Origin of the sequence: Pseudoalteromonas sp. Scap06 (assembly GCF_013394165.1) — a bacterium.
GTDB lineage: Bacteria > Pseudomonadota > Gammaproteobacteria > Enterobacterales > Alteromonadaceae > Pseudoalteromonas.
On the sequence record NZ_CP041330.1, the window covers coordinates 31,333 to 50,566 of the forward strand.

Sequence of the window (19,234 nt, forward strand, 5' to 3'; positions counted from 1 at the left end):
ATATGCCAGTCAATAAACGGCTTATTGACTGGCTTTTAAAATTATCGCTTAAGTTTAAAACTGCGTACCTGCTCATCTAACGAGCGAGCTAAGTTGAGTAACTCTTCACTGACTTTTTGATTTTCATCGGCATCCACTAATGATTGCTCGGCGTTATCGCTAATACCAACAACACTTATATTTATTTCTTCAGCAGCTTGGTTTTGTTGCTCTGTTGCATCGGCTATTTGTATATTGAGCTCATTTATTTCATTCATTTGCCCTGAAATATCTTTTAAAGCTTGTGCAACTTGCTGTACTTGTTGCGCTCTTTCGTCTGCCTCTGCACAGGACTCCCCCATGGTTTTAACGGTTTGCGCGGCTTCTGACTGCAGCTTATCAATGGTGCGACGTATTTCATCAGTAGATGCATGAGTTCGAGTTGCTAAAGTACGTACTTCATCAGCAACAACGGCAAAGCCTCGGCCAGCTTCACCTGCACGGGCAGCTTCAATGGCAGCATTAAGCGCTAATAAATTTGTTTGCTCGGCGATACTGCTGATCACCTCAAGTACTTTTCCCACTTCAAGCGTTTGCTCTTGCAGCTGTCTTACTTGATCTGCCGCTTGGCGTACATCTTCTGCTAATTGATTAATACTGAGTTCGGTTTGCTCTGCAACCTGCATGCTTTGTTGTGCTAGTTCATTACTGTTCTCAGATTTTTCTTGAGCAAAATGGGTGGTGTTTCTTACTTCATTGGATGAGCTTTCTAGTTCATTAATTGCTGCGGCTACCGAGTCGGTACTTTTCTTTTGTTCTAAAATAGCGCGTTCGGTGGTATCGGCCGAGGTATAAATTTTCTCTGCTGAATGAATAAGCACTTTTGAAGAGTGAGATACCTGTGCAATGTTATCTTTAAACGTAGCAATCATTTGGTTAAAGCTGGTGGCAAGCCAGCCGAGTTCATCTTCGGCGTTATCTTCAATGCGTAAGGTTAAATCTTTATTGGTAGTAGCTAAGTGCATTGCATGGCCGAGCTTTTTAAGGCGCACTATAAATATTTTTCTAAACACTATACCTAGCAGCACAAAGGCAATAATAAAAATAGTAGAAAGTAGGCTGGTGGTTACTAAGGTGTTGTAAGTTACCTCATTATCAATATCAGCTAAGGAATAACTAATTTTTACCACGCCTAGTACATCGCCTTCTTGCGCTTGGTGGCAGCCTAAACAGTTAGTACCTTTATAATCAGAGCTAGCATACATAGGACGTAGGTAGGTCATACTGCGGCTATCGGTGTTTTGCTCTATAAATAAGCTTTCTTTACCCTTTAGTGCTTCGCGTTCGTTGTTATTACTTGCTGTTTGGTTTTTATTTCCGGAACCATACAGATTATTAACTATATCGGAGCGAATAATATGAGCATCTTCTATATTAGGATGTTTGCGTAACTTTTGGCTCAATAATTCTCGATTAGCCATAGTACCGGTTAGCATCATGGTGTTTATTGAATCAAAATAATTATCGGCAAGCAGCTTAATGTTTTCTGCCACCGTATCCTGGGCGAGCGTGCGTTGTTGGCTAGCACTACTAAAAATACTGGCTATCAATACAATAACGCCAGTTAGAGCTAATAAAGCATAAATTTTATGTTGGATTGATTTCACACGTGCCACGCTTTTCTAATTATTTGATAGGGTATTATCTATATTTTAGAAAAGCGGGTTTTGACTTAGCGCAAATAATCCCCAATTAAAGAACGAGGTAGGTTAATGCTGGTTAATCATATGGCTGGCAAGCTGAGCCAGTGACTGACGTAAGCCTTCGCGTAACACAGGGTTATCTATTTCTATATCTAAGGTCTTATTCATGCAATACATCCACTGATCACGTAAGTCTTGATCAATAGGGAACGGCATATGACGTTTACGCAGCATCGGGTGGCCGTGTTTTTCTACAAATAGGTCAGGCCCACCAAGCCAACCGGATAAAAACTCAAAAAATACTTGGCGAATTCTGTCTAATGGTTGAGGATGCATATCATATAACGGTTTAGCGTATTCATCACTGGCCATTATATCGTAGAATCTATTGGCAATTGCACGCGTGGGGGCTTCTCCACCAATGATTTCATACGGGGTTTTATCTGGCGTAGGTGCTTGCGTAGTTGTAGACGGCTTTGATCTTGAAAAGAGTCTTTTAATCATAAATTTATCATCGTTAATAGGCAGTACTAAAACTGCGAAGAGGTTGTTTAAAATGGACAAATATGCGGTTTTTGGAAATCCAATCAAACATTCAAAATCTCCCATTATTCATCAGCAGTTTGCAAAATCATTGGGAGAGCAAATCGACTATCGCGCAATATTAGCACCTATCGATGGATTTGAAAAAACAGTCGCTGCTTTTTTTGAGCAAGGGGGAAAAGGCGCCAATGTCACTGTTCCTTTTAAAGAGCAGGCTTTTGCTTTAGCCGATGAACTCACCCCAGTTGCTAAACTGGCAGGCGCAGTGAACACCCTTAAAAAGCGCGATGATGGCAGTTTACTCGGTGATAACACTGATGGCACTGGTTTTGTTAACGACTTACTGACCAATAAAATAACGATAACAGGTAAACGCCTGTTGATCATTGGTGCGGGTGGCGCTGCTCGAGGAGTGATCTTACCTTTACTAGAGCAAAATCCCGCAGAGATAGTTATTGTTAATCGCACAGTACACAAAGCCCAAACATTGGCAAAGCTCTTTACTGGGCATGGCAATGTTTCGGGATATGGTTTTGACGACCTTCCTTTTACTGATTATCATTTAGTTATTAACTCAACCTCGAGCAGCATGAATAACGAATTACCTGCGTTAAGCGAAAAGCACTTAAGCACATGTGAAATGGCTTATGATATGTTTTACGCCACGCAAAATACGCTATTCATGAATTGGGTCAGCGAACACAATAAAGCAGCTAAGCTATTAGATGGCAGTGGTATGCTAGTAGGGCAAGCCGCCCAAGCTTATTATGTATGGCGAAATAAAATGCCTGAGATTGTTCCTGTTATTACTGCACTAAAGCAGGGAGTGCTTAAATGAATCAAGCAATACAGTTTATAGATCGACTCGAATTTAGAGAGCCAACTCATCAATTAGTTTTTTTTGCACAAGTAAATGGCATGCTAGTTGAGTGTGTGATTGCTGTCAGTAGTTTAAATTTAGCCGATGAGAGTCATGCAACGCGTTATTTTGAGCAATACCGTTTTGATTATGAAGAACGTGCCGAGCAGCTTATCGAAGATGAATGCTATAACTCGGCAGGTCAAATAGAAGTGAGTTTAGTTAGTTAAATTAACTAGCGTCTTCAGCTAAGTATTCATCTTTAAGCTGCACGTAATTATCAGCAGACACTTTTAAAAAGCTCAGCTCTTGCTCTGTTAATGGGCGAGCTTGTTTTGCTGGGCTACCTACATATAAAAAACCAGACTCTAAACGCTTATTAGGGGGTACTAAAGCACCGCCACCAATAATAACCTCATCTTCTACAATCACATTATCCATAATAATAGCGCCCATACCCACGAGTATACGATTACCTAATATGCAGCCATGTAGCATTACCTTATGACCAACGGTTACATCATCACCAATAATAAGTGGGTAGCCGTCTGGATTATTCTTTGTTGCTCTTGATAAGTGTAAAACGCTACCATCTTGTATATTAGTACGCTGACCAATACGAATATGGTTAACATCACCACGGGCAGCAACTAACGGCCATACACTGCTATCATCACCTATAGTGATATCACCGACTAATACAGACGACTCGTCTACATAAACAGATTCATTAAACGCAGGAGTGATTCCTTTATAAGAACGTATTGCCATATATGCACCTTTAAATTAAACATATTAAGAGTATTAGTGTAACAGTAGCGCTTATTTTAGTGCCAGCAAAGCCTATATTGATTATAAAACTACCAGTTTCACGTGCTTTCGCTCAGATACTAACCGAACAGTGTGTTTTTTTAGTTTTTCTTTAAAAAAGTACTTGCGTAAAAATCTGTTCTCCCTATAATGCGACCCCACTGAGACGGGGAACGCCAACGCATAGCGAGGCACGAACTACTCAGAGAGTTAAATAAAACTTGAGTTTAAATCATCGTAAGAAAGTTTGAAATTAAGTGTTGACTCGAAAAATAAAGGATGTATTATACGCATCCCTAGCGACAACGTCGCAACGTTCTTTAACAATATAAAGCAATCATCTGTGTGGGCACTCGTACAGATTGAGTTCTAACAGCCAAGCTACTTAGGTAGTGAGGCAAACAAATTTAGAGTCTCAATTGAAACTGAGTGACCAACAGCAATAACTACTTAGGTAGGAATTGCAGCACAGTCAATTCAATATCGAAAGATATTAAATAAATTCAGAATTCATTGAGCTGTCGAAAGACATAAAACTTTTTAATTGAAGAGTTTGATCATGGCTCAGATTGAACGCTGGCGGCAGGCCTAACACATGCAAGTCGAGCGGTAACAGAAAGTAGCTTGCTACTTTGCTGACGAGCGGCGGACGGGTGAGTAATGCTTGGGAACATGCCTTGAGGTGGGGGACAACAGTTGGAAACGACTGCTAATACCGCATAATGTCTACGGACCAAAGGGGGCTTCGGCTCTCGCCTTTAGATTGGCCCAAGTGGGATTAGCTAGTTGGTGAGGTAATGGCTCACCAAGGCGACGATCCCTAGCTGGTTTGAGAGGATGATCAGCCACACTGGGACTGAGACACGGCCCAGACTCCTACGGGAGGCAGCAGTGGGGAATATTGCACAATGGGCGCAAGCCTGATGCAGCCATGCCGCGTGTGTGAAGAAGGCCTTCGGGTTGTAAAGCACTTTCAGTCAGGAGGAAAGGTTAGTAGTTAATACCTGCTAGCTGTGACGTTACTGACAGAAGAAGCACCGGCTAACTCCGTGCCAGCAGCCGCGGTAATACGGAGGGTGCGAGCGTTAATCGGAATTACTGGGCGTAAAGCGTACGCAGGCGGTTTGTTAAGCGAGATGTGAAAGCCCCGGGCTCAACCTGGGAACTGCATTTCGAACTGGCAAACTAGAGTGTGATAGAGGGTGGTAGAATTTCAGGTGTAGCGGTGAAATGCGTAGAGATCTGAAGGAATACCGATGGCGAAGGCAGCCACCTGGGTCAACACTGACGCTCATGTACGAAAGCGTGGGGAGCAAACAGGATTAGATACCCTGGTAGTCCACGCCGTAAACGATGTCTACTAGAAGCTCGGAACCTCGGTTCTGTTTTTCAAAGCTAACGCATTAAGTAGACCGCCTGGGGAGTACGGCCGCAAGGTTAAAACTCAAATGAATTGACGGGGGCCCGCACAAGCGGTGGAGCATGTGGTTTAATTCGATGCAACGCGAAGAACCTTACCTACACTTGACATACAGAGAACTTACCAGAGATGGTTTGGTGCCTTCGGGAACTCTGATACAGGTGCTGCATGGCTGTCGTCAGCTCGTGTTGTGAGATGTTGGGTTAAGTCCCGCAACGAGCGCAACCCCTATCCTTAGTTGCTAGCAGGTAATGCTGAGAACTCTAAGGAGACTGCCGGTGATAAACCGGAGGAAGGTGGGGACGACGTCAAGTCATCATGGCCCTTACGTGTAGGGCTACACACGTGCTACAATGGCGCATACAGAGTGCTGCGAACTCGCGAGAGTAAGCGAATCACTTAAAGTGCGTCGTAGTCCGGATTGGAGTCTGCAACTCGACTCCATGAAGTCGGAATCGCTAGTAATCGCGTATCAGAATGACGCGGTGAATACGTTCCCGGGCCTTGTACACACCGCCCGTCACACCATGGGAGTGGGTTGCTCCAGAAGTAGATAGTCTAACCCTCGGGAGGACGTTTACCACGGAGTGATTCATGACTGGGGTGAAGTCGTAACAAGGTAGCCCTAGGGGAACCTGGGGCTGGATCACCTCCTTATACGATTTAGAACTTATTTGTTCGTAGTGTCCACACAGATGATTGTTAATTGTAAAGAGAACAACACTTATTGTTTGGGTCTGTAGCTCAGCTGGTTAGAGCGCACCCCTGATAAGGGTGAGGTCGGTAGTTCAAATCTACTCAGACCCACCACTTCTTCTTAATACTTCGTTGTAAGCTTCGTTGTTTAGTGAACTAAACGGCCTAAACTTACGCCTTGTCTTAAAAAGAAGTCGGTATACAAACAGTAAGACCAGCATATGTGGGGCTATAGCTCAGCTGGGAGAGCGCCTGCCTTGCACGCAGGAGGTCAGCAGTTCGATCCTGCTTAGCTCCACCACTTTACTTCTTAAAAATAAATATTCTTTTATCGGGTAGCACAATCACCTGAGAATAGAGTGTGTTTAATTTTGAGAAGTTTTTGATTCTCTGCTCTTTAAAAATTTGGAAAAGCTGATAATAAAATTCGTATGAATACATTGTATTTGTACAGAGTTTTCAAAAGTAAAAAAGAATGATAGCAGTATCATTCAGTGCCATTTAATAAACGTTTTACGTTTGTTGATTGGTATCTACTTTAGTATTCAATATTAACTTCTGGCGAAGTTAAACTGTCACAAAACAAAGACCCGTTTGGGTTGTATGGTTAAGTGACTAAGCGTACACGGTGGATGCCTTGGCAGTTGGAGGCGATGAAGGACGTATTAACTTGCGATAAGCCTAGTCAAGCTAGTAAAAAGCACTTGAGACTAGGATTTCCGAATGGGGAAACCCACCTGCTTGCAGGTATCGTTAACTGAATACATAGGTTAACGAGGCGAACGCGGAGAACTGAAACATCTAAGTACCCGTAGGAAAAGAAATCAACCGAGATTCCGATAGTAGCGGCGAGCGAAATCGGAACAGCCCTTAAGCTTATTATGTGTTAATGGAAGGCTCTGGAAAGTGCCACGATACAGGGTGATAGTCCCGTACATGAAAACGCATTTTAAGTGAAATCGAGTAGGTCGGAGCACGTGAAACTTTGACTGAATATAGGTGGACCATCATCTAAGGCTAAATACTCCCAACTGACCGATAGTGAACCAGTACCGTGAGGGAAAGGCGAAAAGAACCCCTGTGAGGGGAGTGAAATAGAACCTGAAACCGTGTACGTACAAGCAGTAGGAGCCCCTCGAGGGTGACTGCGTACCTTTTGTATAATGGGTCAGCGACTTATATTTTGTAGCGAGGTTAACCGATTAGGGTAGCCGTAGGGAAACCGAGTCTTAACTGGGCGAATAGTTGCAAGGTATAGACCCGAAACCCGGTGATCTAGCCATGGGCAGGTTGAAGATTGAGTAACATCAATTGGAGGACCGAACCCACTAACGTTGAAAAGTTAGGGGATGACCTGTGGTTAGGAGTGAAAGGCTAATCAAACCGGGAGATAGCTGGTTCTCCCCGAAATCTATTTAGGTAGAGCCTCGGACGAATACTTACGGGGGTAGAGCACTGTTAAGGCTAGGGGGTCATCCCGACTTACCAACCCTTTGCAAACTCCGAATACCGTAAAGTAATATCCGGGAGACACACGGCGGGTGCTAACGTCCGTCGTGAAGAGGGAAACAACCCAGACCGCCAGCTAAGGTCCCAAAGTCATAGTTAAGTGGGAAACGATGTGGAAAGGCCCAGACAGCCAGGAGGTTGGCTTAGAAGCAGCCATCCTTTAAAGAAAGCGTAATAGCTCACTGGTCGAGTCGGTCTGCGCGGAAGATGTAACGGGGCTAAACTATGCACCGAAGCTGCGGATTCAGAATTTATTCTGAGTGGTAGGGGAGCGTTCTGTAAGCGGTTGAAGGTGTACCGGGAGGTATGCTGGACGTATCAGAAGTGCGAATGCTGACATGAGTAACGATAATGCGGGTGAAAAACCCGCACGCCGGAAGACCAAGGGTTCCTATCCCATGTTAATCAGGGTAGGGTAAGTCGACCCCTAAGGCGAGGCCGAAAGGCGTAGTCGATGGGAAACGGATTAATATTTCCGTACTTGGTATAATTGCGATGGGGGGACGGAGCAGGCTAAGCAAGCATGGCGATGGTAGTCCATGTGAAAGTGTGTAGGCTAGTGACTTAGGTAAATCCGGGTTGCTGTTAGGCTGAGACACGAGACGAGTCACTACGGTGATGAAGTTGCTGATGCCATACTTCCAGGAAAAGCCTCTAAGCTTCAGATTATACCGAATCGTACCCCAAACCGACACAGGTGGTCAGGTAGAGAATACTAAGGCGCTTGAGAGAACTCGGGTGAAGGAACTAGGCAAAATCGTACCGTAACTTCGGGAGAAGGTACGCTCCGATTGGTGATGAGACTTGCTCTCTAAGCTGATTGGAGCCGCAGTGACCAGGTGGCTGGGACTGTTTATTAAAAACACAGCACTGTGCAAAATCGCAAGATGACGTATACGGTGTGACACCTGCCCGGTGCCGGAAGGTTAATTGATGGGGTTATCTTCGGAGAAGCTCTTGATCGAAGCCCCGGTAAACGGCGGCCGTAACTATAACGGTCCTAAGGTAGCGAAATTCCTTGTCGGGTAAGTTCCGACCTGCACGAATGGTGTAACCATGGCCACGCTGTCTCCACCCGAGACTCAGTGAAATTGAAATCGCAGTGAAGATGCTGTGTACCCGCGGCTAGACGGAAAGACCCCGTGAACCTTTACTACAGCTTGGCACTGAACATTGAACCTACATGTGTAGGATAGGTGGGAGACTTTGAAGCAGAGACGCTAGTTTTTGTGGAGTCGTCCTTGAAATACCACCCTTGTAGTTTTGATGTTCTAACGTTGGCCCCTGAATCGGGGTTACGGACAGTGCCTGGTGGGTAGTTTGACTGGGGCGGTCTCCTCCCAAAGAGTAACGGAGGAGCACGAAGGTTGGCTAAGTACGGTCGGACATCGTACGGTTAGTGTAATGGTAGAAGCCAGCTTAACTGCGAGACAGACACGTCGAGCAGGTACGAAAGTAGGTCATAGTGATCCGGTGGTTCTGAATGGAAGGGCCATCGCTCAACGGATAAAAGGTACTCCGGGGATAACAGGCTGATACCGCCCAAGAGTTCATATCGACGGCGGTGTTTGGCACCTCGATGTCGGCTCATCACATCCTGGGGCTGAAGTCGGTCCCAAGGGTATGGCTGTTCGCCATTTAAAGTGGTACGCGAGCTGGGTTTAGAACGTCGTGAGACAGTTCGGTCCCTATCTGCCGTGGGCGTTTGAGAATTGAGAGGGGTTGCTCCTAGTACGAGAGGACCGGAGTGAACGAACCGCTGGTGTTCGGGTTGTCATGCCAATGGCATTGCCCGGTAGCTACGTTCGGAACTGATAAGCGCTGAAAGCATCTAAGCGCGAAGCAGGCCTCGAGATGAGTTCTCACTAGACTTTTAAAGTCTCTGAAGGGCCGTTGAAGACTACAACGTTGATAGGCAAGATGTGGAAGTGGTGTGAGCCATTAAGCTAACTTGTACTAATTACCCGTGAGGCTTAACCATACAACGCCAAACGCGTTTTATGTGATAGTGAAACAAGCGAAGAAGTTAATAGACTAAAGTAGATTACTGAAAACTTTTATTATCAGAAATTCCAAATTTTAGTTAGTGCGTAGCGATACGGACTGACACCAAATTTGCTTGGTGACAATAGCGTTTTGGACCCACCTGACCCCATGCCGAACTCAGTAGTGAAACGAAACAGCGCCGATGATAGTGTAGCATTTGTTATGTGAAAGTAGGTCATTACCAGGCTCCAAATAGTAGAAAGCCCGATTCGAAAGAGTCGGGCTTTTTTACGTCTGCAGGAAAGTGAAAATATTAGCTATCAGCCGTCAGCTATCAGTTGCACTGCGTTAATCAGACAACCGTAGCATGGGTTGAGTATCACGAAACCCACGGATAAAAGAACACGAAGAACACGACAGAGGATGAGTCGGGCTTTTTTACGTTTGGAATAAAGTAAAAGAAGGTATTAGGTTAAAGGAAGAGAATTGATCAGAGCCGACCCTAAGGCATTCTACTGCGTCATCACAACGAAGTAGCGCACCCACTCCAAATATAGTCAGTATACAGCCCTCAGTTTTGAAGTATTACCATCAGCACTCCGTCTTTACTGATCTTAGTTATTCTCCTTGCATCTTTAAACTAGTCCCTAAATTATCATCTTGTTGCAATTTCATTGTTGGTTTAATAACTGTCCTGTGTAAAACTATCTAGGATAATTTAGTAAATCAGGTGACATGAATGTCGAATATAAAAGCTTGGAAACTTCTCAGCCTGTTTTGTTTGTTTACAGCACTGATTGGTTGTCAATCTAAAGAAGAACAGCTACAACAAACAATTCAAGAGTCCATTAAAAAGGCCGATGTCGAGCTTACTCAGCTTGGTAAAGCACTTGATAATGGTAGTATACGTAATGCGATTATTCTTAAAGAATACAGTCGTATCCTTAAACAACAGCAGCCTGAACTCAGTAAGGTTGTTGATGTCGTTAGCCTTGATGCCACACGCCAAGGAGCCCTTTATAGTGGCTTAACCCAACGTCTTGATGATATTAAGGGTAATTACTTAATTCCTCCTTACGAAGACACTTTATACAATATTGATTTATTGCGTGAGGCGGCCAAGCCAACGTTATTTTCTGATGCCTTAACCGATCCTATTAATATGCTTGCGGATATGTCGAATGGCTCTTTGGCACGAGTTGGCGCTATAAGCCAAAAAGCTGAAGGCCAAGGGGTTGGTAACCAAATGGTAGGTAATCCTAACTATGGTAATTGGCAAACGAATAGTAGCGGTATTAGTTTTTGGCAATGGTACGGCATGTACCGTATTTTGGGTGATGTATTTGACCGAGTTGAATACGGAAGTTGGAGTAAACGCCGCAAGTATAGTTACTACAATGACTATGGTCGTACTCGTTACTCAAGCCCTAAACAAATAAAAACCCAAAGTGCGTTAGAAACACGTACACGACAATCTTACCAACGCCAAGGCAAGCAGTTTACTAGTCCTTATGCGAGTAAAAAAACAGGTGCATCAGGTTTGAGTCGCAGCAGTTATACGCCGCCTAAAAGTCGCAGCAGTTACTCAAGAGCGAGTAGTTATAGCAATAATTCAGGATCGGTTCGTAATAGCAGTAGCAGAACCTCGCGCGGCGTAAGTCGTGGTAAGTAAAGAATAACGTTGGAGTTAGAATAATATGTATGAATTTAATGGAATAACTATGTGGTCTTTGCAAGCACTGTCAGTAGACTTTGCAATTATCATCTTACTGTTTGTGAGCCTAAAGTATATTAAAGGTTGGGTGTCTAATTTACATGCTAATGATGAAATTACCGAGCGAGATAACTTTGCATTCGGAATAAGCTTTGCCGCTGGCTTAGTTGCCCTTGCGATTGTATTAACGGGTGTAAGTAGTGGTGCTTTTGCTGCTACGTTACAAAAAGAAGCTCTGTTAATGCTTGGCTATGGTGCATTAGCAATTTTGCTTATAAAGCTGGGTCACTTTTTTCAAGATAAAGTGGCATTGCGTAAAGTAAGCTTACATAACGAAATAGTCAAAGGTAACGTTACTGCGTCAATTATTGATTTTGGCCATGTAGTTAGTGTTGCGGTGGTTATTCGCTCTGCACTATTGTGGGTTGCTACCGAAGGCTGGCATGGCATTCCTATTGTGATTGCCGCTTTTGTGATTGGTAGTGTGGTACTGCTTTTAGTAAGCCAATACCGAGTGCAATTATTTAAACGCACCAATAAAAGCGGTGATTGCCTACAACAAGCCATTGTTGATGGTAATTTAGCAGTAGGTGTTCGCTATGCCGGCTTTTTAATTGGTAGTGCATTAGCCATTACTGCTGCAACAGGTATTGCTCCCTATGCTGCCGATAATATTAACGCGAGTTTACTTTACTGGGCGCTAAGTGCCGTTGTTAGTTTGGTTGCTTTCATTTTACTGCACTTACTGACGATTAAAATCATTCTTGCTGGGTGTAATATTTCAGATGAAGTGAATCGTCAAAAGAATGTGGGTGTTGCCGCTATTTCTGCAGCAGTGTCATTTGCTGTCGGGATCACTATGGCCACACTACTGGGTGCATAATCACGTGTCATCAACTCAAGCTTCCCCAAGTAAATTTAATTTACTTGGGCATGATATTTTACTGATCACTGTTATGGCCGTACTCGCAGGGTGCGGCCTTATTTATGAATACTTACTTTCTCATTACGCTGGCCGAGTACTAGGCTCAGTTGAGAGTGCAATTTACGCCATGATAGGCACTATGATTGTAGCTATGGGGATGGGTGCATTTTTAGCGCGTTGGTTTAAAGATGCCTTTACCGCATTTGCCTGGCTAGAAAGCATTATTGCGCTCATAGGTATGGGCTGTATATTAGCCATTGCCAGTATCATTGCTGTTAGTTATTCACTCCCTCATTTATTCTCAAGTATTTTTAATATTCCACCTGACGTTATTCTTAATGGTTATGTGTTTCAAAAGCTGCAAGAGTGGTCTCGCTTTTTACCTTATGTATTTGGCTTAATATTAGGGCTATTTATTGGTATGGAAATACCGCTTATTGCGCGTATTCGCCAGCATGTTTATGGACGTTTTTTAGAAAATAACGCCGGCACTATATATGGGGCTGACTATATTGGCGCCGGTATTGGCGCGGCAATTTGGGTGAGTATTATGCTCGCGATGCCAATAATGCAAGCCGCTGCTTGGACAGCGCTATTTAACATTATTGCCGGCCTTGCCTTTTTATGGCGTTACCATAGCTATGTACGCTTTGCTAAGTTGCTATTGGTTTGCCATATATTACTGCTGGTGTTATTCGCTTTTATTTTGCAGTTTGGTAGTAGCTGGATGGATAATCTAAGTAACGTACTATACAAAGATAAAGTTATTTATTCCCAAGCAACGAAATACCAGCATGTGGTGTTAACCGAACGCTTAAGTAAAAATCAGCCACAGCCAATCACCGATCTATACTTAAATGGTCGTTTGCAGTTCTCTAGTGTAGATGAGCAAATATATCACTCAATGCTGGTTTATCCTGCAATGCTCGCATCTAATCGTCATGACCGTGTTTTGATTATTGGTGGCGGTGACGGATTGGCCATGCGTGATGTATTAAAGTGGCCGGTTGAGGAAGTGACTTTAATTGATTTAGATGGACAGCTACTCAATTTATTTGGTCATAAAGATAACAAATACACACCGCCTGATGATATTAAACAGCGATTAGTGGCACTCAATAATGAATCGATGCATGACCCCCGAGCAAATATTATTGTGGGTGATGCATTTTTAGAAGTTGAGAGGCTACTGGATCAGGCTAAGCAGTTCGATACTATCCTAATTGACCTGCCAGACCCTAATCATCCCGATCTGAATAAGATGTATAGCGACTATTTTTATAACCATGTGCGTCAATTATTGGCACCTGATGGTGCTATGGCGGTACAGTCAACCTCGCCTTATCATGCAAAAAAGGCATTTTTAAGTATTGCTAAAACCGTTAAAGCCGCAGGTTTTGATTATGTAGAGCAATATCAGCAAAACATCCCTTCGTTTGGCCAGTGGGGGTGGACTATTGCTACTAAAATGGGGCAATCACCAAGTGCACGTATTAGCAATATAACGGATATGCCAGTGCCATCTCGGTGGATTAGTAAAAAATATTTATTAGCCAGTTTTGCATTTCCTAATAACTATTTTGAACAAGTTAACAATATTGAAGTCAATAGGTTAGGTTCTGGTCGTTTATATGATTATTACCGGGCTGCTTGGCAAATAGAAAGTGAATTGTATAAAAATTAATAAAACACGGTTGACATAATATGTCGACCATGCGAATCTTAACTCAGACATAATATGTCAAACGACAAAAAGGCAGAGACATGGAATTAAATGAACTTTCAATAAAATTAGCGTCTTTTGAAACTGAGGGTGCTAACTTTGAGTCTTTCTTGATTGCCAATCCAGGTGAGCAAGATGTTTTACAAGTCATTGTTGATGGAAACGATGAGCTTCCAATTTTTGTTACCCAAACACAAGAGCAATTATTATGTATTAGCTACTTGTTTGGTGAAGACGAAGTAAAAAGCGAGTTACGCGACGAGTTAAACGAAACACTACTGCGTTTAAACGTACCAATTCCGCTAAGTGCATTTGCCAAAATCGATAATAAATATGCGATTTTTGGTGCACTTTCGGTAAATTCATCATTAGATGACGTTACCCACGAACTAGTGACGTTAGCGGATAACGCAATTGATGCACTAGAAGCCGTGACCTTGTATTTAAACGATTAGGATACCCGCCTAGGTAAGTGCTGATTGCTAATAGTATATGGCTCTCGCTTTACCTAATAGGATATAAACAAGTTTTTGGAGTTAAGATTATGAGTATTTTAAAAAAATTATTTACAGCGGTACGTGGTGGCGCGCGTGAAGCGGGCGAAGCAATTGTTGATGCGAATGGTATTCGTATTTTTGAACAAGAAATTGCCGATGCACAAAATGCACTAAATCGTGCTAAAAAAAGCCTGACAGAAGTAATGGCTAAAGAGATGCAAACCAAACGTAAAATTAGCGCAGTAGATGCATCAATTGCTGAGCACGAAGCGTATGCAGGTCAAGCCCTTGAAAAAGGGAATGAAGCATTAGCATTAGAAATTGCAGAAAAAATTGGTGACTTTGAAGCTGAGAAAGCCGAACACGAGCAAGTATTAGCGGGCTTTACTAATCACATAGTGACCTTGAAGCAGCAAGTTAAAGATGCTGAAAAATCAATTAAAGAAAACCAGCGTCAGCTTACTATGGTTAAAACCACAGAAAGCGTTCAACAAGCGACAATGGCTGTAAATAGCACGCTTAATACTAATAGCTCGTCGATGACATCAGCTCGTCAGTCGCTTGAGCGCATTAAGCAACGCCAACAAGACCGTACTGATCAATTAGGTGCTGCAAAGTCTCTAGAAGCAGATGTTAATGGCGATGATTTAAAAGCTAAAATGGCTGAAGCGGGTATTGGTGATACCAATCCAAAAAGTGCTGATATTTTAGCGCGCATTAAAGCGAAGCAAAATAGCTAACATTTAGAACCATATTAAAAAGGTAACCGAGTTTTGCTCCGTTACCTTTTTTGCTTACAGAGGCACCTTATATGTTTAATTTTTTCAAATCTAAAAAAAAGCCAGAACGTCAGCTTAATCACGCGAGTGACCTTAAAAAAGGTGACATGTTTACAGTGATTGACTCGTTTGCTTATCCTGCATGGCTCAAAGGCCAAACACTTCGCGTTATTGATGTGCAAACGTATCAGTACCAACATAGTAGTGATACTGAATTCGTACTTGAAACTAACACAGGCCAAGTGGTGTTTTTACAAATAGAACAAAACGATGGTGAGCAGTGGGCTAATTTCTCAATAAAGATTCAGCGTGATGATGTTGATGAAGTATTTGGTTTGGATGAGTTTTCACGTATTTTTGATGAAGAATCGTTAACGCATATTACAGTTAAAAATACGCCTGAGCGCTTAATGCAGTTTTTAGCTGGCAGTTATCAACAAAGCGAATCACCTTATGTATGTTATTTTCATAATAAAGATTTTCGTGGCCAAGCGCTACCTCGCTATGAGCAAGACGGTGGTGAACCCTGTGAAATGATTTGTTTAGCGTCACCCGATGAAGGGCATAGCGTTAATATCGAAATTTGGGAGGGAGGTGAAACAGAAGTATCACTGACATTAACTCGCCCAATTAGCGATATCGTTGACTTGTTTCCTGGAGATGCCCAGTGAGTGATGCTAAAGACAAGTGGTTGCGCCAAGAGCAAGCTGTGCGCGCCACGCAAATGGCCTTTGATTTGAGTAGTGAGGTACAAAAGTCGATAAAAAAACAAGCTATCGACCAAGAACTTACTCCCTCAGATATGATCCGCAAAATTTTAGGCCTTGATGTAAAGTCTAAAAAAACACGGCAGCGTTTATCGTTTAATTTAAATGATGATGAAATAGCGCAATTGGCTAGTCGGTTTGAAGTTGCAGTAGATGATAAAAGAGCGGTAAAGCAACAGGTAGCAGATCTACTCATTGAGCATACAAAAAAGACTAAGTAACCCTTTTGCCTTCTTTATATAAAATACTTACACTGAGGTTATTATTTCTAAAGAAGTGCAGCTGTGAATATTATATTGATTGCCTACTTACTTATGTTTGCGTTATTTGGCACAGCGGCAAGCTACTTTGTGCGTTTTATATATGCTTATTGGGTACAAAAGAACATGCCTTTGGAATACATTTTTAAGGCTGGTGTATGTATTTTCATGGTAGTGGTTATTTCGGTGTTAATACCACTATTAAATTAACACCGAAACGAACTGCTACTGGTAATTAACGGTTTTACATTGGTTATCAATACATAAAGAGTGAACTTCTAGCACTGGTGAACAGTCATCGAACTCAAGCGCAGTGTTATTTTTTTGTTCTTGCTGAGTGATTTTTTGTGCTAATTGCTCGGCATGCTTTTGAGAATTATTTAATGTTGAATACACAACATACTTACTCGGCCCCCCACAGACACGCGAGCCAACACCTAACACCTTACATTGATAACTGGCTGTGCAGCTTTTATTACTTGTAAGCTCATTAAGCTGAGTATTTAAAACAGATTCACTCGCGTTTTGAGCTGTGCTTGGTGTTAGTGCGCTACTGCAACCGCTAAGCAGCATAGTCATGACAACACTGGCAGCTGATAGTTTAATTACGGATGACAAACAACTCATAATCTAATCCTTAAAATACACTTACCGCAGAGCCTTCAAGTTTAACACATTTATTTTCAACGCACTGGGTACTAGGCGCAGTTAAATGTTGGCAAATACTCATCATGCCTTTTTGCGCATTATAAGTACTTTCCAATTGAGTAATTGTATCGCTTAGGGCTGAAACCTGTTTTTGGGGGGCGCTTTGTGTAGAGTACACAATATAATCGCTCGGTCCACCACAGGCACGGCTACCAACAGCATTCACTTTACACTGTGAACTCGTTGAACATTGCTTATCTGCTATGAGGCTGTTTAGCTTAGCTTTTGCTGTTTTAATATCATCAAGCGACACTTCTTTTGCTGCATCAGCAGGTAATGGCTGTGCTATTTTATTTTGCTTATTCGCTTGTGGTAATTTTTGTTGCGGTATCGGCGTAGACGTATTTTCTACCGCATTGGTTTTAGTTTGCTCAGTTTTATTTGAGGTTGTTTCTAAGCACGCCGTTAAGCAAAGCGGTAGCAGTAGAGCGAGTAATGGAGTACGCATAATCGTTCCTGATAGTGATGAATTATTCATCACTATCATACACTGTGCATTCATTACAGCAATAAAAACTCTACTATCAACATATTAAAGAGGTGATAAGGAGAGTTTTTAAGTTAACCCGCCTTGCGTTAATTTAGCTGGATTGAGTAATGCCTCTAATTCTGATCGAGATAGGTCGGTTTCTTGCTCAGCGATATCAATAATTGGCTGTGCTTGCTGATAAGCTTGCTTAGCAATTTTTGCTGCTTTTTCGTAGCCAATAACAGGGTTTAGCGCAGTCACTAAAATCGGGTTTTTAGTTAATGCTTTATCTATCTGAGTTTGATTAACTTTAAAGCTAGCAATGGCTTTATCTGCCAACACTTGCGCGCTATTAGCGAGTATCTCGGTACTTTGCAAAATATTGTAAGCGATTACCGGCAGCATTACGTTAAGCTCAAAGTTGCCAGCTTGGCCTGCAACCGTAATAGTTGCGTCGTTACCAATGACTTGGGCGCTAACCATTGCAGCGGCTTCTGGGATCACCGGATTCACTTTACCAGGCATAATTGATGAGCCAGGCTGTAATGCTTCAAGTTCAATTTCTGAAAGTCCCGCAAGTGGGCCTGAGTTCATCCAACGTAAATCGTTGGCTATTTTCATTTGTGCAACTGCATAGACTTTTAGCTGTCCTGATAAAGCGACAATCGCATCTTGCGATCCAATATTATAAAAAAAGTTATCGCTAGGGGTAAATTGAATCCCTACCTTTTCAGTTAGCTGTGTGGCAAATAGAGCGGCAAATTGTGGGTCGGCATTAATACCTGTACCTACTGCTGTGCCACCTTGCGCTAGCTCACAGACACGTATTAGTGCATGCTCAATACTGCTAGCTGCATGCTTAACCTGCGATTGCCATGCGCTGAGTGTTTGCTCAAAAGTTATTGGCATTGCATCCATTAAATGAGTGCGCCCAGTTTTAACTATGTGACCGATGTCTGCTTTTTTTTGCTCTAAGGCGTCTGCTAAATTTGCTAGTGCTGGCAGTAATTTTTTATCAACGCTGATCGCACTACTCAAAGCAATCGCAGTGGGAATAACGTCATTAGAGCTTTGCCCCATATTCACATCGTCATTTGGGTGAATAGCTTGGTTAGCTTGTTTTGAGGCTAAGCTCGCAATGACCTCATTAGCATTCATATTTGAGCTAGTACCTGAGCCAGTTTGAAAAATATCAACGGGGAAATGCTCATAATGCTTACCATCAATAATTTCTTGGCAGGCATGGTCGATCGCATTTGCTTTCGTTTTATCTAAATGGCCTAGTTTGAAATTGGCTATTGCAGCGGCTTGCTTGATATACGCTAAGGCAATAATAAATTGCTGCGGCATTGTGAGGCTACTGATCGTAAAGTTATTGATGGCGCGTTGGGTCTGTGCTTTATAAAGTGCGTCAGCAGGCACGTTGAGTGTGCCCATGCTATCTGATTCTGTTCTAAAGTTACTCATTAGTACTCCTATAAAAGAGAATATATGACATTTAACTACGCTATATAAAAAGATATGGTGCTGTTATTACTATTTACAACGGTATAGCTAAAAAGTAGAGGGCGTCAAGGTAAGCTAATGATGGAACAAAATAAAAAGTCGACTTAAACTGATTTTAAGTCGACTTAAATAATGTATTTATATAAACAGCCGGTTACAAGGCTAAACAGAATTTTAATTGTAGCCAAGAATAAATATTTGGTCTGTTTCATGTTTGTTTTGTGCCTTTTGAGTATTTTTTACATGAGAAAGTAAGTCGATAACCGTTGCTCTACAATCTGTTTCATAACTCGTTTTATCTAGGCTTTTGTCTGTAACTGCCATTGCAGCATCTACTGCGGTATAAGGTGAAATATACATAATGTTATCCTTTTGTAGTTT

17 protein-coding genes, 2 tRNA genes and 3 rRNA genes are annotated in these 19,234 nt (G+C 42.5%); 15 read left to right on the forward strand and 7 right to left on the reverse strand.

The annotated features are described in order from the left end of the window. Positions 1–41: 41 nt before the first annotated feature. Together FLM47_RS00150 and FLM47_RS00155 are read right to left on the reverse strand one after the other, a co-directional pair. Positions 42–1,646, reverse strand: a complete 1,605-nt coding sequence (locus FLM47_RS00150; protein ID WP_178954466.1) for a methyl-accepting chemotaxis protein — start codon at positions 1,644–1,646, stop codon at positions 42–44. A 102-nt stretch (positions 1,647–1,748) separates the two neighbouring features. Continuing rightward, positions 1,749–2,186 (reverse strand): group II truncated hemoglobin, encoded by a 438-nt coding sequence (locus FLM47_RS00155; RefSeq protein ID WP_010392770.1) that lies wholly within the window; start codon positions 2,184–2,186, stop codon positions 1,749–1,751. A gap of 52 nt (positions 2,187–2,238) precedes the next feature. On the opposite strand from FLM47_RS00155, the gene aroE reads away from it, so the two are divergent. Next, entirely contained in the window at positions 2,239–3,063 is an 825-nt protein-coding gene (gene aroE, locus FLM47_RS00160; RefSeq protein ID WP_010392772.1) for a shikimate dehydrogenase, read from the forward strand. Then, a complete protein-coding gene (locus tag FLM47_RS00165; RefSeq protein ID WP_008467093.1) occupies positions 3,060–3,314 on the forward strand; it encodes a DUF1488 domain-containing protein in 255 nt (84 codons plus the stop codon). Before aroE ends, FLM47_RS00165 begins: the two co-directional genes overlap by 4 nt. Before the next feature lies 1 nt (position 3,315). Here the strand turns inward: FLM47_RS00165 and FLM47_RS00170 are convergent, their stop codons facing one another. Beyond that, entirely contained in the window at positions 3,316–3,855 is a 540-nt protein-coding gene (locus FLM47_RS00170) for a gamma carbonic anhydrase family protein (protein ID WP_138609086.1), read from the reverse strand. A gap of 580 nt (positions 3,856–4,435) precedes the next feature. On the opposite strand from FLM47_RS00170, the gene FLM47_RS00175 reads away from it, so the two are divergent. From FLM47_RS00175 to FLM47_RS00235, 13 genes are all read left to right on the forward strand, one after another. Continuing rightward, positions 4,436–5,971, forward strand: a 16S ribosomal RNA gene (locus tag FLM47_RS00175). Between the two features lie 76 nt (positions 5,972–6,047). After that, positions 6,048–6,124, forward strand: a tRNA-Ile gene (locus FLM47_RS00180). A gap of 111 nt (positions 6,125–6,235) precedes the next feature. After that, positions 6,236–6,311 (forward strand) — tRNA-Ala (locus FLM47_RS00185). Between the two features lie 304 nt (positions 6,312–6,615). Further along, positions 6,616–9,500 (forward strand): 23S ribosomal RNA (locus FLM47_RS00190). Between the two features lie 137 nt (positions 9,501–9,637). Further along, positions 9,638–9,752, forward strand: a 5S ribosomal RNA gene (gene rrf, locus FLM47_RS00195). The 16S, 23S and 5S rRNA genes sit together here with 2 tRNA genes alongside, the layout of an rRNA operon. A gap of 492 nt (positions 9,753–10,244) precedes the next feature. Beyond that, on the forward strand, positions 10,245–11,177 hold the full coding sequence (locus FLM47_RS00200; protein ID WP_008113289.1) for a hypothetical protein: 933 nt from the start codon (positions 10,245–10,247) through the stop codon (positions 11,175–11,177). Between the two features lie 25 nt (positions 11,178–11,202). After that, the gene (locus FLM47_RS00205) at positions 11,203–12,102 is read left to right on the forward strand and encodes a DUF350 domain-containing protein (protein WP_041709155.1); all 900 of its coding nucleotides are present in this window, start codon (positions 11,203–11,205) and stop codon (positions 12,100–12,102) included. Between the two features lie 4 nt (positions 12,103–12,106). Continuing rightward, on the forward strand, positions 12,107–13,828 hold the full coding sequence (locus FLM47_RS00210) for a polyamine aminopropyltransferase (protein ID WP_178954468.1): 1,722 nt from the start codon (positions 12,107–12,109) through the stop codon (positions 13,826–13,828). A gap of 80 nt (positions 13,829–13,908) precedes the next feature. Then, the gene (locus FLM47_RS00215; protein WP_008113284.1) at positions 13,909–14,322 is read left to right on the forward strand and encodes a YjfI family protein; all 414 of its coding nucleotides are present in this window, start codon (positions 13,909–13,911) and stop codon (positions 14,320–14,322) included. Between the two features lie 89 nt (positions 14,323–14,411). After that, positions 14,412–15,104: a PspA/IM30 family protein gene (locus tag FLM47_RS00220; protein ID WP_055013441.1), complete on the forward strand. Its 693-nt coding sequence runs from the start codon at positions 14,412–14,414 to the stop codon at positions 15,102–15,104. Between the two features lie 71 nt (positions 15,105–15,175). Beyond that, a complete protein-coding gene (locus FLM47_RS00225; protein ID WP_138609634.1) occupies positions 15,176–15,814 on the forward strand; it encodes a DUF4178 domain-containing protein in 639 nt (212 codons plus the stop codon). Beyond that, on the forward strand, positions 15,811–16,131 hold the full coding sequence (locus FLM47_RS00230) for a hypothetical protein (protein WP_010392540.1): 321 nt from the start codon (positions 15,811–15,813) through the stop codon (positions 16,129–16,131). Before FLM47_RS00225 ends, FLM47_RS00230 begins: the two co-directional genes overlap by 4 nt. 63 nt (positions 16,132–16,194) lie before the next feature. Beyond that, a complete protein-coding gene (locus FLM47_RS00235) occupies positions 16,195–16,380 on the forward strand; it encodes a hypothetical protein (protein WP_021033113.1) in 186 nt (61 codons plus the stop codon). A 15-nt stretch (positions 16,381–16,395) separates the two neighbouring features. On the opposite strand, the gene FLM47_RS00240 is transcribed toward FLM47_RS00235, so the two are convergent. The 4 genes from FLM47_RS00240 to FLM47_RS00255 all read right to left on the reverse strand — a co-directional run bounded on the left by FLM47_RS00240 (position 16,396) and on the right by FLM47_RS00255 (position 19,213). Beyond that, positions 16,396–16,797, reverse strand: a complete 402-nt coding sequence (locus FLM47_RS00240; RefSeq protein ID WP_010392543.1) for a hypothetical protein — start codon at positions 16,795–16,797, stop codon at positions 16,396–16,398. 10 nt (positions 16,798–16,807) lie between these two features. After that, positions 16,808–17,326 carry a hypothetical protein gene (locus tag FLM47_RS00245; RefSeq protein ID WP_178954470.1) on the reverse strand — a complete coding sequence of 173 codons (519 nt, stop codon included), beginning with the start codon at positions 17,324–17,326 and terminating at the stop codon, positions 16,808–16,810. A 108-nt stretch (positions 17,327–17,434) separates the two neighbouring features. After that, entirely contained in the window at positions 17,435–18,814 is a 1,380-nt protein-coding gene (locus FLM47_RS00250; RefSeq protein WP_178954472.1) for a lyase family protein, read from the reverse strand. A gap of 213 nt (positions 18,815–19,027) precedes the next feature. Then, on the reverse strand, positions 19,028–19,213 hold the full coding sequence (locus tag FLM47_RS00255; protein WP_008113269.1) for a hypothetical protein: 186 nt from the start codon (positions 19,211–19,213) through the stop codon (positions 19,028–19,030). Between the last annotated feature and the right edge of the window lie 21 nt (positions 19,214–19,234).